At 74.0% G+C, this 13122-nt stretch carries 13 protein-coding genes; 5 read left to right on the top strand and 8 right to left on the bottom strand.

Annotated features, from left to right (window positions below; genetic code table 11):
• Positions 1-229: 229 nt before the first annotated feature.
• Positions 230-919: a hypothetical protein gene (locus tag ACIBQ6_RS22805; RefSeq protein ID WP_358292460.1), complete on the bottom strand. Its 690-nt coding sequence runs from the start codon at positions 917-919 to the stop codon at positions 230-232.
• Between the two features lie 81 nt (positions 920-1000).
• Positions 1001-2179 (bottom strand): Ig-like domain-containing protein, encoded by a 1179-nt coding sequence (locus ACIBQ6_RS22810; protein ID WP_397214261.1) that lies wholly within the window; start codon positions 2177-2179, stop codon positions 1001-1003.
• Positions 2180-2403: 224 nt separating this feature from the next.
• Between ACIBQ6_RS22810 and ACIBQ6_RS22815 the strand changes: the two genes are divergently transcribed.
• Positions 2404-3306: a polysaccharide deacetylase family protein gene (locus ACIBQ6_RS22815; protein ID WP_397214263.1), complete on the top strand. Its 903-nt coding sequence runs from the start codon at positions 2404-2406 to the stop codon at positions 3304-3306.
• On the opposite strand, the gene ACIBQ6_RS22820 is transcribed toward ACIBQ6_RS22815, so the two are convergent.
• Together ACIBQ6_RS22820 and ACIBQ6_RS22825 are read right to left on the bottom strand one after the other, a co-directional pair.
• Positions 3270-4013, bottom strand: coding sequence for a hypothetical protein (locus ACIBQ6_RS22820; protein WP_397214265.1), 744 nt, complete (start codon positions 4011-4013; stop codon positions 3270-3272). The two genes, ACIBQ6_RS22815 and ACIBQ6_RS22820, sit on opposite strands and share 37 nt — an antisense overlap.
• Positions 4014-4057: 44 nt before the next feature.
• Positions 4058-4684: a hypothetical protein gene (locus ACIBQ6_RS22825; protein ID WP_397214267.1), complete on the bottom strand. Its 627-nt coding sequence runs from the start codon at positions 4682-4684 to the stop codon at positions 4058-4060.
• 227 nt (positions 4685-4911) lie between these two features.
• Here ACIBQ6_RS22825 and ACIBQ6_RS22830 point away from each other — a divergent pair, with 227 nt between their 5' ends.
• From ACIBQ6_RS22830 to ACIBQ6_RS22840, 3 genes are read left to right on the top strand one after another with little or no spacing between them, the layout of a single operon-like run.
• Positions 4912-6390: an aldehyde dehydrogenase gene (locus ACIBQ6_RS22830; protein ID WP_397214269.1), complete on the top strand. Its 1479-nt coding sequence runs from the start codon at positions 4912-4914 to the stop codon at positions 6388-6390.
• Positions 6387-7121 carry a gamma-glutamyl-gamma-aminobutyrate hydrolase family protein gene (locus ACIBQ6_RS22835; RefSeq protein ID WP_397214271.1) on the top strand — a complete coding sequence of 245 codons (735 nt, stop codon included), beginning with the start codon at positions 6387-6389 and terminating at the stop codon, positions 7119-7121. Before ACIBQ6_RS22830 ends, ACIBQ6_RS22835 begins: the two co-directional genes overlap by 4 nt.
• Positions 7099-7551, top strand: a complete 453-nt coding sequence (locus tag ACIBQ6_RS22840) for a GNAT family N-acetyltransferase (RefSeq protein ID WP_397214273.1) — start codon at positions 7099-7101, stop codon at positions 7549-7551. Before ACIBQ6_RS22835 ends, ACIBQ6_RS22840 begins: the two co-directional genes overlap by 23 nt.
• Positions 7552-7633: 82 nt before the next feature.
• Here ACIBQ6_RS22840 and ACIBQ6_RS22845 read toward each other — a convergent pair whose 3' ends face one another.
• From ACIBQ6_RS22845 to ACIBQ6_RS22860, 4 genes are read right to left on the bottom strand one after another with little or no spacing between them, the layout of a single operon-like run.
• Entirely contained in the window at positions 7634-8482 is an 849-nt protein-coding gene (locus tag ACIBQ6_RS22845) for a fumarylacetoacetate hydrolase family protein (protein WP_397214275.1), read from the bottom strand.
• Positions 8475-9383, bottom strand: coding sequence for a 3,4-dihydroxyphenylacetate 2,3-dioxygenase (locus tag ACIBQ6_RS22850; RefSeq protein WP_397214277.1), 909 nt, complete (start codon positions 9381-9383; stop codon positions 8475-8477). The genes ACIBQ6_RS22845 and ACIBQ6_RS22850 overlap by 8 nt, the downstream gene beginning before the upstream one ends.
• Complete coding sequence (locus ACIBQ6_RS22855) at positions 9376-10836, bottom strand: aldehyde dehydrogenase (protein WP_397214279.1); 1461 nt, start codon at positions 10834-10836, stop codon at positions 9376-9378. The genes ACIBQ6_RS22850 and ACIBQ6_RS22855 overlap by 8 nt, the downstream gene beginning before the upstream one ends.
• Positions 10837-10861: 25 nt before the next feature.
• Positions 10862-11668 (bottom strand): acetoacetate decarboxylase family protein, encoded by an 807-nt coding sequence (locus ACIBQ6_RS22860; RefSeq protein ID WP_358292430.1) that lies wholly within the window; start codon positions 11666-11668, stop codon positions 10862-10864.
• A gap of 127 nt (positions 11669-11795) precedes the next feature.
• Between ACIBQ6_RS22860 and ACIBQ6_RS22865 the strand changes: the two genes are divergently transcribed.
• A complete protein-coding gene (locus tag ACIBQ6_RS22865; RefSeq protein ID WP_387672912.1) occupies positions 11796-13121 on the top strand; it encodes a glutamine synthetase family protein in 1326 nt (441 codons plus the stop codon).
• Position 13122 lies beyond the last annotated feature (1 nt).

Raw genomic sequence — 13122 nt, forward strand, 5'->3', positions numbered from 1 at the left:
CGGCGGGTTCCCCCCCCCCCCCCCCGCGCCGCGGCGCGGGGGGGGGCGGTTCCCCCGGCCCCGGGCCCGCGGTCGGGGGGGGGGGGGGGCCGGTACACCCGCCCGGCCCCCACGCCGCGCGAACGGCTCCCTCCGGCCCTTCCCCTGACCGGCCGCACGCCACGCGAACGCCGTCCCCGGCCCTTCCCCTGACCGGCCACGCACCAGGCGACTTCCCCGCTGTCCGGGGTCAGGCGAAGCGTTCGATCGTGACCGGGATCAGGCCCTGGCCGCGGATCGCCTGCCGGTGGTGGTGGAGCAGGGCGCCGATGGCGGCCAGCGGGCCGGCGCTCAGGCGTACGGTGACGTCCAGGCACCAGGCGATGCCGGGGCCGATGCGCCGCAGCTCCCAGGTGAAGGTGTGCCCGGCGGCGGTCGCCGTGGCGGTGCCGGCGATCCTGGCCCGCGGGTTCTCCCGCGGCGGCTCCAGGCGCAGGACGGTGCTCACGTTCGCCAGGCCGCGCTCGCCGAGCTCGCCCGCGAACAGGATGCGGTAGCGCCGGGTCTGCGCCGAAGGGGAGCCGCCCAGGTCGAGCGGGGCCGCGGCGGGGAGCGCCTGGCGGTACTGGAAGAAGGCCCGCAGCTCGGCCTCCTCCGGCAGCGCGCCGCCGCCGAGCATCGAGTAGGTCTCGCGGGCGTCGCGCCGGGTCACGGGCAGCACCCGGTCGCGCAGCGCGGGGTCGGCGCGGATGGCCCGGCTGGATCCGGGCGACTCGCGCCACTCGCCGCACTCGGCGGTCCATTCCGCGCAGTCGATGCCCGCGGCGGTGTAGTCGTCGCAGAGCACGAACTCCTCGACCAGGATGCCCAGGGGAAGTGTTCCGCGGCCACGGTCGGCGGCGTAGATCAGGTAGTAGTCCAGGGGTACGTCGGCGTCCATTGGCGACATGATCGTGGTGCGGGCCCCCGCGGGCAAGGCGACATTCTGATGTTCGCGCAGGTCCTGCCGTCAGATGACGGTCTAGCCGGTCACGGGTTTGCCCGTGGCGCTGCCGGCGAGCCATTCCGTCCACGACTTGGCCCACGGGGTCGGGCCGTTGCCGAATCGCAGCTTGCGCGAGGTGCCCGTGACCTGGATGACGTCGCCGCGCTGGGTGAAGTCGTAGAACCAGCGGGCGTCGGCGGGGCTGGCGTTGACGCAGCCGTGGCTGACGTTGGAGTTGCCCTGCGCGCCCGTCGACCAGGGCGCGGCGTGGAAGAAGGTGCCGCTGTAGGTCATCCGGACGTTCCATTTGGTCTTGATCCGGTACTCGCCCGGCTCCCCGATGGTGGCCGAGTCCATGACGGTCTCCGCGGCCTTCTCCTGGGCGATCATGGTGCCGGAGTAGCTGTCGTCGCCGGGTTTGCCCAGGCTGACGGGGATCGTCCGGACGACCTTGCCGTCCGCGGTGACGACGGCCCGGTGGCGGTCGGCGTCCACCTTGGTGACGTGCCGGGGGCCGACGGTGAAGGACAGGCTGCGGTCCCTGGTCCCCCACAGGTCCTCGCCCGCGCGCAGCCCGGCCAGGTGGGCGACGACCTTGACCTTCTCCCCCACCGGCCAGTACTCACGCGGCCGGAACTGCACCTCGCGGTCGCTCACCCAGCTCCACGCGCCTTCGACCGGCTCGGACATCTCCACCACCAGCGAGCGCTCGACCGCCGCGCGGGCCTGCCTGGAGGTGACCGGGTGGGACAGCAGCAGCTGGACCGGCATCCCGACGCCGACCTTCTCGCCGTCCAGCGGCGACATGCCGCTCTGCAGAGCCCGCCTGGGCTTGAGCGTGGTGAAGGACGACCGCCCGGTGACGGCCTTGCCGTCGGTGCCGGTGGCCTGCGCGCTCACCGTGTACGACGTCGCCGGGCGCAGCGGCCACCGTGGCCGCCAGGTGCCGTCGGCCGCCGTCGAGCCGGTCACCTGGCGTCCCTTGGCGTCGGCGACGGTCACCTTGGTGACCTTGCCGCCGGTGACCCGCACGCTGATCCCGGTGTCGGGGGCGACCTTCTTGGCGCCGTCCGCCGGGGTGATCGCGAGCTTGGCCACCGGGCCCTCGGCCTGCCGCGGGCCGCCCGGCGGCTGGGCGCCGCCGCCGCCGGAGGCGCATCCGGCGAGCAGGAGCCCCGCGAGGGCGAGCGTCGTACTGGTCCGGCCGTTCCGCATCCTCGATGCCTCCCGTGCCTGACAAGGCGTCAACTTCTTCATTGAACGGTCTGCGCTGTCACGTGCGGACACTTCTGCCCAATGAGCATGGGAGAAACCTTCATCCGCCGATGACCACTCTTGCGAACCTTGCGGGCCGATCTGGTGTCCAACTCTCTGGAACGGTCCTTCTGGGCCGGTCTCAGGGGATGACGCACCGGGGGCGGTGCATGAGGGGGAACGTCATGAACGGCGGCATGAAGCGGTACCTGTCCGGTATCGGGATGACCGCGGCGACACTGGCCGTCACGACCGCGCTCATGGGGGCCACCCCCGCCCACCCCACGCCCTCCCCCACCCACCCGGCGCCGTCGGCCTCCCCCGAGCCGAAGCCCGACCACAAGCCGGACCACAAGCCGGACCACAAGCCCGGCCACAAGCAGGACCGGACCGGGCCGTCCGCCGAGCCCACCGAGACCGCCGAGCCCACGGGGCCCGCCAAACCCGCCGAGCCCGCCGAGGCGGGCAAGCCCGACTGCCGCAAGGTCAAGTGCGTGGCGCTCACCTTCGACGACGGCCCGGGGCCCTACACCGGGACGCTGCTGCGCCACCTGGCGAAGTACCGGGCCCACGCCACGTTCTTCGTCGTCGGACAGAACGTCGGCCTCCACCCCGACGTGGTGCGCCGCACGGTCGAGGCGGGGCACGAGCTGGGCAACCACACCTGGTCCCACCCCGACCTGACCCGGCTGTCGCCGGCCGCGATCAGGTCCCAGCTCGCCCGCACCGACCAGGCCGTGAAGTCGGCCGCGGGCGTCGTGCCCGGCCTGGTGCGTCCCCCGTACGGCGCGACGGACGGCGACGTGCGGCGGCAGGCGCACCGGCCGCTGGTCCTGTGGAGCGTGGACACCCTCGACTGGCGCTACCGCGACAGCGCCAGGGTGGCCCGCGTCTCGCTCAAGCGGGTCCGCCCCGGCAGCGTCATCCTGTTCCACGACATCCACCCGACCACGGTCAAGGCCCTCCCGCGGGTGCTGAGGGGCCTGTCCGCCCGCGGCTACCGGTTCGTCACGGTCAGCGAGCTGTTCGGCGGCCGGCCGCCGAAGGTCGTCTACAACGCCCGCCGGCTCTCCGGCGGCCCCAGGTAGCCGGGCAGGCGCCCGCCGGTGTCCACCACGAGCCGCTGCAGGACGACGGTCGGGTCCGCCATCCAGAACTTCAGCACGTGCCTGCCGGGAGCAGTGACCGTGTGCACGGTCGTGGTCTCGTTGACGTTGTCGGACGTGTTGCGCTCCCACTGGCGGTTCATGGTCGTGCCGTCGGCGCCGGTCACGGCCGTGACGTTCACCGTCCGGGGCGGCTGGTCGTCGATGGAGACGGCGTAGCTGAGCCCGTCCGACGGCAGGACGTTGTTGCGCGGCGACAGCAGCGCCGAGACCTTGACCTGACCGGCCGTGAACAGCGTCATCGTGTACTCCAGCCGCGGGCTGTCCCCGCCGGGGGTGACCCGCGGGGCGGTCACCGGGCGCGGGGTCACGCCGTCTGAGCTGCGGCCGAGGTCGGGGATGGTCCGCCAGGCGCCGACGGCCCGGTCGTGGTGCGCGGCGTCGACGGCGACCTGCCCGCCAGCCTCGACGAACCCCTTGACCGGGCCCGCCGGGTTGTCCACGACCGCCTTGACCGTCACGCTCGTCCCGCCCGGCCCGGTGACGGTGAGCGGCACCCGGACGCGGGCGGCCCGCTCGGCCGGCCGCCGCCATTCGGCCGTGACCCGGTCCATCTCCTGGTAGCTCGTCAGGCTGAACGGCGTGTCGCGGTCGTCGTAGGTGACCTTCGTCGGGTCGGCCGGGTGCACGATGATGCGGCGGTTGAGCAGCTCGGGCTTCCGGCCTGTGGGCCCTACTCCTCGACGGTCTCCTCGTAGCCGATCGCGGCGTCCGCCGCGTCGCCGCCCGACTCGCGGGCCCGGTAGCTGTCGCCGCCGTAGAACCTGAAGGCGCCGTTGTCGGCCCGCTCGCCGACGGGCGGCACGCGGCCGTCGATGGCGATGTAGTACCAGCCGTAGCCGCCCTGCCGGTCCTCGCAGAAGTTGTTGACCACGCGCCGCCGGGACGGCTTCGCGACGCACACCTCGACCCACTCCGAGGGCGTCTCGATGGCGGTCTCGGCGCCGGGGCCGCCCTGCGGCGACGCCTTGGTGAGCTCGTCGTCCCCGGGGTCCTCGTAGGTGCCGCCGTCGGCCCGTTCGCCCACCGCGGGGACGGTGGCGTCGCCGGCGTAGAAGTACCAGGCGTAACCCCGGCGCTCGTCCTCGCACGGGCGGTAGTCGGCCCTGGCCTGCGTGCCGGTGTCCACGCAGACGGCGATGCGGACGGACTCGTCCTGCGCCGCGGCGTCGGACTCGCCGTCGGGCTCGTCGTCGATGACCTCTTCGGTCTCCTCCGGCGCGGCCGGCGGACCGGTGTCGGCGACGGTGCAGCCGGCGGCCAGGACGGCGACGAGCGCGAGGCAGGCGAGTCGTAACAAGGATCCTCCACGGACTCGGAGTGACGACCGGCCAACGAGCGGGGAACCGGGCCCGGTTCCCCGCACGCGGCGGCAGGCCATTGACGACTAATCGTTTGGGACCGTACATTTTCGAAGCACCCGTCCGCGACAGAAGGGCCGACGATGCCGGTCAACGGCGACATGCCGACGCTCGACCAGACGTTCGCCACCGAACAAGCGGTGGCCGCCGGGGAGCGGGGCGCGTCGTGACCCACGAGGAATGGCTGAGCCGGGCCGCGGCGGTCGCGCCGCCGTCCGCGCACCACATCGACGGCGCCGACGAGCCCGGCGGCGCGTCCTTCACGGCGCGCTCGCCGCGCGACGGCCGGGTGCTGGCCGAGGTGGCCGACGGCGGCGAGGCGGAGGTCGGGCTCGCGGTGTCGGCGGCGCGGCGGGCGTTCGACTCCGGGCCGTGGCCGCGGATGGCGCCCGCCGAGCGCGGGCGGGCGCTGGTTCGGCTGGCGTCCCTGATCGAGGAGCGGCGCGAGCACCTGGCGCTGCTCGTCAGCCTGGAGATGGGCAAGCCGATCACCGACGCGCACGACATCGAGCTGCGCGCCGCGATCACCACCTTCCGCTGGTACGGCGAGCTGGCCGGCAAACTGGCCGACGAGGCCCCGCACGTGCCCGCCGACGCCCTCGCCCTGGTCACCCGCGAGCCCGCCGGGGTCGTCGGCGCGGTCGTGCCGTGGAACTTCCCGCTCACGCTGGCCTCGTGGAAGGTGGCCCCCGCCCTGGCCGCGGGGTGCACGGTCGTGCTCAAGCCGTCGGAGCTGTCGCCGCTGTCGGCCCTGGAGCTGGGACGGCTGGCCACCGAGGCGGGGCTGCCGCCGGGCGTGCTCAACGTGGTCGCCGGCGACGGCCCAACCGCCGGGCGGGCGCTCGGCCTGCATCCCGGCGTGGACGTGCTGGCCTTCACCGGCTCCACCGCCGTCGGGCGGCACTTCCTGCGTTACTCGGCCGACTCCAACCTCAAGCGCGTGTGGCTGGAGCTGGGCGGCAAGTCGCCCAACATCATCCTTCCCGACGCCCCCGACCTGGAGGCCGCCGCGGCCACCGCCGCCTGGGGCATCTTCTTCAACCAGGGCGAGATGTGCACCGCGCCGTCCCGCCTGCTGGTCCACCGGTCGGTGGCCGACCGGGTGACGGAGGCCGTGGTCGCCCGCGCCCGCGCGCTGCGCGTCGGCGACCCGCTCGACCCGGCCACGGAGATGGGCGCCCTGGTCGGCGAGGCCCACCTGGAACGGGTGCGCGGCCACGTCGAGGCCGGTCTCGCCGAGGGCGCGCGGCTGCGTACGGGCGGCGGCCGGATCCTGGCCGGCACCGGCGGCGCCTACCTCGAACCCACCGTCTTCGACCGGGTGGACCCCGGCTCCCGGCTGGCCAGGGAGGAGATCTTCGGCCCGGTGCTGTCCGTGCTGCCCTTCGACGACGTCGAGGAGGCCGTCCGCCTGGCCAACGACACCGAGTACGGCCTCGCGGCCGGCCTGTGGACCTCCGACCTGGGCACCGCGCACCGCGTCGCCCGCGCGCTGAGGGCGGGCACCGTCTGGGTCAACTGCTACGAGGAGGGCGACCTGACCGTGCCCTTCGGCGGCATGCGGCAGTCGGGCAACGGCCGCGACAAGTCGGCGCACGCGCTGGAGAAGTACACCGAGCTCAAGACCACCTGGATCCAGCTGTGAGACCGCTGATCGCGATCCCCGCCCGCTTCTCCGCCACCGCCTCGGCCCTGCGCCACGCCGCCGAGGTGAGCGCCCGCGCCCTGGTGGAGGCCGTGTGGCGAGCGGGCGGCGAACCGGCCACGATCCACCCGGCGGCCACCGACGGCGTGGACGGCGCGGCGGCCCGGATGGCCAGGTTCGACGGCCTGCTCCTGCCCGGCGGCGGCGACGTGGCCCCCCACCGCTACGGCGCTCCCGACACCCACCAGGACGTCTACGACGTGGACGACGTCCAGGACGCCTTCGATCTGGCCCTGGCCCGCCACGCCCTGGCCGCCGGGCTGCCCACGCTGGCGATCTGCCGCGGCCTCCAGGTCGTCAACGTGGCCCTCGGCGGCACGCTGGAGCAGGACATGGGCGGCCCCGAGGGCGGCCACCGGCACGTCGTGCACCCGGTGTCGCTGCGCCCCGGCACCCTGCTGGAACGCGCGGCCGGGACGGCGAAGGTGGAGGCGTCCTGCTTCCACCACCAGCGGGTCGAGCGGCTCGGCGACGGCCTGTCCCCCGCCGCGCACGCCGCCGACGGCACGGTGGAGGCCGTTGAGCTCGACGGCGCGCCCGGCTGGTTCGCCGCCGTGCAGTGGCATCCCGAGGACACCGCCCATCGCGATCCGGCCCAGCAGGCCCTGTTCGACGCGCTCGTCCGCGAGTCGGGGCATCATGGCTGTCATGATCCGCGCCGCCGTCCCTGAGGACCTGCCCGCACTCCACGACCTCGCCGTCGCCTTCTACGCCGAGGACGGCTTCACCACCCCGGCGCAGACGCTGAAGGCCAACCTCGCCAGGCTGATCGCCGCGCCCGGCGTCCGGGTCGCGGTGAGCGAGAGCGAGGGCGAAGGCGAGGGGCGGCTGGTCGCGTTCGGCATCACCACGACCACGTTCGGGCTGGAGCAGGGGCTGTACGCCGAGCTGGAGGACCTGTTCGTCGCGCCGAGGGCACGGCGGCGGGGCGAGGCGGAGCGGCTGATCGAGGACAGCCGCCGGTGGGCCGCCGCCCAGGGCTGCACGGCCCTGGAGATCGTGATCGCCCCGAACGGCGCCGACGTGAGCCACCTGTTCGCCTACTACGGCAAGCGCGGCTTCCGTGACGAGGGCCGCCGCATCCTCAGCCACCCCCTGTGAGTTCCGGGGGACGACGGGCCGCCGCCCCCGGACGCTCACAGGCGCCCCGCGGCTCACCAGCGGCGGGCCGCCACCCCCGACGCTACGAGCGGTGTGGCGGGCGGATGCCGCGGAACTCCCAGTCGCCGCCGAGGGCGGTCGAGCGCACCTCCTCCGACTCCGTCGGCTGCGCGCCGACGTCGGAGCGGATCGGCACCGGCCCGGTGACGACGTGGTTGGTCAGCCGGCCGAGCCCTTCGGCCTCGACCTCGACGACGTCCCCCGGCCGGACGGGCCGCGAGCCCGCCGGGGTGCCCGACAGCAGCACGTCGCCGGGGAAGAGGGTGATCGTCCGGGCGATGTCGGCGACCAGGTAGTGCATGTCCCAGGTCATCTCGTCGGTGTTGCCGTCCTGGACGACCTCGCCGTTGACGTACGTGCGCAGGCGTTTGCCGCGGAAGTCCCAGCCGGTCACCAGGCCGGGGCCGAGCGGGCAGAGCGTGTCGGAGCCCTTGACGCGCAGCATCGAGCCGGCGTCGGTGTCGCGGAAGTCGTGCAGCCCGAAGTCGTTGGCCACGGTGTAGCCCGCGATGTGCGCGCCGGCCTCGGAGGGGGCGATGTTGCGGCAGGTCCGGCCGATGACGATGGCGATCTCGCCCTCGTAGTTGAGCCACTTGCAGCCCTGCGGCCGCACGACCGCGCCCCGGTGGGAGTTGAGCGAGGAGGTGGGCTTGTGGAAGTAGGTCGGCGCGTCCGGCAGCCGGGTCCGGAACTCCTCGACCCGGCTGCGGTGGTTCAGGTGCACCGCGATGATCTTCGTGGGGACGACCGGCGGCAGGTGCGCGGCCTCGTCGGCGCTGACTCGGCGGCCGTCCGCGGCGACGAGCTCGTCCCCGTCGCGGACGGTCTCGGTGACGGCGCCGTCCAGCAGGACGCGGCGGTACTCAGGCATGGGCGTTCTCCTGTCGGGGTGCGGTCCAGCCGCTGGCCGGGCGGTCGAACCAGAGCAGGGCCTGGCCGGTGCCGACGGAGTTCTCGTACTCGCCGTACTGCCGGGCGGGGGCCGTGCAGCGCTCCTCGCCGAGGGCGCCGGCCAGCATGACGTAGTGGTGGAAGCGGGCCTCGGGCTTGTACGTCCGGAACTCCGGCATCGTGCGCAGGACCTCGTCGTGCCGGCCCTGCCGGAACCATTCGATGCGCCGCAGGTCGGCGGCGCGGGCCTCGGGGGTGAAGACGTGCCGCGGGTCGCTGGACTCGTGGTCGCGCAGCTCGCGCAGCGGCCAGAACGTGTGCGACAGCGCGCCGGAGGCGATCACCAGCACCCGGCGGTCGGTGGCCGCGACGCCGTCGGCCAGCGCGCGGCCGAGCCGCAGGTGGTCCTCCATGTCGCCGGTCTGGCAGACGCCGATGCTCACCCAGCGTTTGCTGGGCAGGCCCTCGCCGAGGTACTTCCACAGGTTGGTGGTGGCGTAGTAGATCGGCAGGTACTCGTCGTCGATGGGGGTGATCCAGGTGCCGTGCCGGTCCGCGAAGGAGGCCACGTTGCGGGCCAGCTCGGGGTCGCCGGGGAAGTCGTACGGCATCCGGCACATGCCGCGCGGCAGCTCCTCGGAGGTGTACAGCCCGGCCCGGCGCGCCTGGGCGGTGACCACGAACTCGACCGTGGTGGCCCAGTGGGAGTCCAGCACCACGACGGTGTCGTAGTCGTCGCGCTCGAAGACGTCCCGGCGCAGCTCGCGCAGGCCGGTGACGAGGGTGATCTCCTTGCCCTCGTTCAGCTCCAGCCGGGTGGGCTCGGGCAGCACGATGGTGGGGACGTGCGCCAGCAGGCCGGCACCGACGATCTCACCCATGGTCGTTCCAGCCCTTCGGCGCGGTGACGGTGTTCTTCAGGTCGCAGTAGAAGTCGAAGCTCCAGGTGCCGCCCTCGCGACCGACGCCGGACTCGCGGGAGCCGCCGAAGGGCGCGCGCAGGTCGCGCACGAAGAAGCAGTTGACCCACACCGTGCCCGCCACCAGCCGTTCGGTGACCCGGCGGGCGCGCTCGCGGTCGCCGGTCGCGACGGTGGCGGCCAGGCCGAAGCGGGTGTCGTTGGCCAGCCGGACGGCCTCCTCCTCGGTCTCGAACGTCTGCAGCGTGAGCACCGGGCCGAAGACCTCCTCCTGGACGATCTCGCTGTCCTGGGCCACGTCGGTGAGCAGGGTGGGCCGGTAGTACAGGCCGTCGCCGCGCTCGCCGCCGATGACGGCGCGCGCCCCGGCCGCGAGGGCCCGCCGGACGAACCCGTCGATCTTCTCCACCTGGCGCGGGTGGATGTTGGGGCCGACGTCGGTGGCCTCGTCGCGCGGGTCGCCCTGGACCAGGGCCGTGGCCCGCTCGGTGAAACGGCGGACGAACTCCTCGGCGATCGGCGCCTCGACCAGCAGCCGGGTGGCGGCCAGGCAGACCTGCCCGGCGTTGTCGTACTGCTCGACGGCCAGATCAACGGCGAGGTCGAGGTCGGCGTCGGCGAAGACCAGCAGCGGCGACTTGCCGCCCAGCTCCAGGCTGAGCGGGGTGAGGTTGGCGGCGGCCGAGCGGGCGATGCGCCGCGCGGTCGGCACCGAGCCGGTGAAGCTGACGCGGCGCACGCCGTGGTGCTCGACCAGGGCCTGCCCGGCCTCCTCGCCGAACCCCTGGACGACGTTGAGCACGCCGTCCGGCAGCCCGGCCGCGGCGGCGACGTCGGCCAGCAGGGAGGCGGTGAGCGGCGACCACTCGGCGGGCTTGAGCACCACCGTGTTCCCGGCGGCGAGCGCGGGGGCGATCTTCCAGGTGGCCAGCATGAGCGGCGCGTTCCACGGCGTGATCAGGGCGCAGGGGCCGGCCGGGTCCCAGGAGACGTGGTTGGCGTGGCCGCGGGTGTCGAAGTCGTCGTGGCCGAGGCCCTCCAGCCAGTCGGCGAAGAAGCGGAAGTTGTGCGCCACGCGCGGCATGACGCCGCGGCGGTGCGAGCGCAGCAGGGCGCCGTTGTCGCGGGTCTCGACGGCGGCCAGCTCCTCCAGCCGCTTCTCGACGCCGTCGGCGATGGCCCGCAGCACGGCGGCCCGGCCGGCGCGCGGGGTGGCGGCCCAGCCGGGGAAGGCGTCCTGGGCGGCGGTGACGGCGGCGTGCACCTCGTCGGGGCCGCCGCGGGCGATCTCGCCGAGCGCGGCGCCGTCGATGGGCGAGAGGTCGGTGAACGTGCGCGCGGAGGCGACGCGCCGGCCGCCGATCCAGTGGCGGGTGTCGACGGTGACCCCGGCGACGGTGATCTGTTCGGACATGTCGGGTGCTTCCAATCTCAAGGGGCTAGTGCGCGCCGGAGGTGCCGGATTCCAGCAGCGTGCCGCCGTCCCACACCACGCCGACCTGGCGGAAGTAGGCGCCGATGGGCTCGCGGACGGCCAGCCGGGACAGCTCCTCGGTGGGGGCGTCGAACAGCTCCAGCTCGGCGTCGCCCGCCCACGCCTGGCCGGCCTCGAAGGCGGCGGCGCCGGACTCGACCAGCTCGTCGAGCGCCAGGCCGCCGCCCTTGCCGATGGCGGGCAGCCAGCGGTGGTGGGCCATGGGGTGGCCGTTGACGAACCCGTTGTGCGGCGACGGCTCGCGCAGGGTCACCACGGCCTGGGCCAGGCGGCGGTCGGCGGCGGCCAGCGTCGCGCCGAACCGGGCGCCCGCCTCGATGCGCGGCGCGGGGCCGTACGGGTGCGGCCTGGTCTGGTGGATCGACCCCAGCTTCTTCGGATAGCCCTGGTGCAGCCCCCTGGCGAGGGCGAAGTCCTTGTCCACCCAGATGTAGACGCACCTGGAGTAGGTCCGCCCCCGGTAGGAGCACCGGACGACGGCGAACGCCTCCTTGTACTGCGAGCGCACCGGGTCCAGCAGCTCCTCGCGGGAGGCGGCGCAGGACTGCCAGTCGGCCCAGATGAGCGCGACCGCGCCCGGGTCCTCGGCGGCGAGTTCCAGCGGCTCGGGCAGCAGCTCACGCACCCGGTCGGGGTCGGTGCGGTACTCGATCGTGAGCAGGTCGCCGGAGTAGTGCCAGGGCGGCTCCGGCACGAGGGACGAGCGGCCCGTGGCCGTCTTGGGATGGAAGTAGCCGCGGACGCCGGCCAAGATGGTCCTCCTGGAACTCGTTTGGTTCCAAATAAAATATGAACATCCAGGCCGATCGGTCAACAGCTCTTGCGGCAGCCAATACAGGGCCGTTACGTTTGGCGTCAAACGACCCTAGGAGAGACCGGTGCAGCAGCACATCGACCGCCTGACCGAGCGGGGCGTCGACGTGGTCCGCGTGACCTACCCCGACCTGACCGGGACCGACCGCGCCCGCGACGTCCTGCTGGAGGCGCTGCCCGACGCCCTCGGTCACGGCCTCGCCTTCTGCCGCGCCGTCTACCACTCCACCCCGCGCGGCGGCACCGCCGACATCAGCGGCGGCCTGGACGCGGGGCTGCCCGACATCGCCGTCGTTCCCGACCTGGCCACGCTCGCCCCGCTGCCGTGGGAGCCCGGCGTGGCCTGGTGCCACGGCGACGTCGTCGACCCGGCCACCGGCGCCGCGGCCCCCGAGTCGCCCCGCGACCTGCTGCGCGCCGTGCTGGCCCGGTGCGCCGAGCAGGGCCTGCGCCCGGTCGTCGGGCCCGAGCTGGAGTACTTCCTGTGCGACCCGGCCCCCGCGGGCGGCTGGCAGCGCTACGCCGAGGCCACCGGCAACGTCTACACCGCCGGCCGCCGCGGCGACCCCGACGGCCACCTCACCCGCACGCTGCGGCACCTGCGCGACCTCGGCCTCGGCGTGACGGCGGGCAACCACGAGTTCAGCAGCGGCCAGTTCGAGATCAACCTGCGGCACTCCGAGGCGCTCGACGCGGCCGACCGGGCCTTCTGGTTCAAGGCCGCGGTCAAGGAGCTGGCGCGGGTGGAGGGCAGGCTGGCGACGTTCATGGCCAAGCCGTTCAACGACGAGGGCGGGTCGGGGTTCCACCTGCACCTGTCGTGCCTGGGCGAGGACGGCGGCAACGCCTTCGACGACCCGGCCGCGCCGTACGGTCTGTCGGCGACCGCGCGGCACGCGATCGCGGGCGTGCTGGCCCACGCCCCCGCGCTGGCGGCGCTGGCCAACCCGACGGTCAACTCCTACAAGCGGTTCGGCCCCGACACGCTGGCCCCCTGGCTCGTCGACTGGGGGCTCGACAACCGCAGCGCGATGCTCCGCGTCCCGCCGGAGCGCGGCGCGGGCGCCCGCTTCGAGCTGCGGCTCGGCGACGCCAGCGCCAACCCGTACCTGCTGGTCGCCGGGACCGCGGCGGCCGCGCTGCTGGGGGTGCGGGCGGCCCAGGAGCCGCCCGCGCCGCTCGTCGGGTACGGCTACGACGCCTCCAAGGCCCCGGTGCTGCCGATGACCCTGCCCGAGGCCCTGGACGCCCTGGAGGCCGACGGCGAGCTCACCGAGCTGCTCGGCAAGGACTTCACCGCCGCCTTCCTGGCCTACAAGCGCGACGAGGTCGCCCGCTTCCAGCGGCACGTCACCGACTGGGAGTTCGGCGAGTACGCCTACCACCTGTGAC

Origin of the sequence: Nonomuraea sp. NPDC049655 (genome assembly GCF_044465465.1) — a bacterium.
Lineage (GTDB): Bacteria > Actinomycetota > Actinomycetes > Streptosporangiales > Streptosporangiaceae > Nonomuraea.

What these genes read in the sequence shown, in the direction of transcription:
- ACIBQ6_RS22810 (WP_397214261.1), bottom strand. Translation starts at nt 2,179, where the DNA reads ATGCGGAACGGCCGGACCAGTACGACGCTCGCCCTCGCGGGGCTCCTG.
- ACIBQ6_RS22815 (WP_397214263.1), top strand. Translation starts at nt 2,404, where the DNA reads ATGAACGGCGGCATGAAGCGGTACCTGTCCGGTATCGGGATGACCGCG.
- ACIBQ6_RS22840 (WP_397214273.1), top strand. Translation starts at nt 7,099, where the DNA reads ATGATCCGCGCCGCCGTCCCTGAGGACCTGCCCGCACTCCACGACCTC.
- ACIBQ6_RS22845 (WP_397214275.1), bottom strand. Translation starts at nt 8,482, where the DNA reads ATGCCTGAGTACCGCCGCGTCCTGCTGGACGGCGCCGTCACCGAGACC.
- ACIBQ6_RS22850 (WP_397214277.1), bottom strand. Translation starts at nt 9,383, where the DNA reads ATGGGTGAGATCGTCGGTGCCGGCCTGCTGGCGCACGTCCCCACCATC.
- ACIBQ6_RS22855 (WP_397214279.1), bottom strand. Translation starts at nt 10,836, where the DNA reads ATGTCCGAACAGATCACCGTCGCCGGGGTCACCGTCGACACCCGCCAC.
- ACIBQ6_RS22805 (WP_358292460.1), bottom strand. Translation starts at nt 919, where the DNA reads ATGGACGCCGACGTACCCCTGGACTACTACCTGATCTACGCCGCCGAC.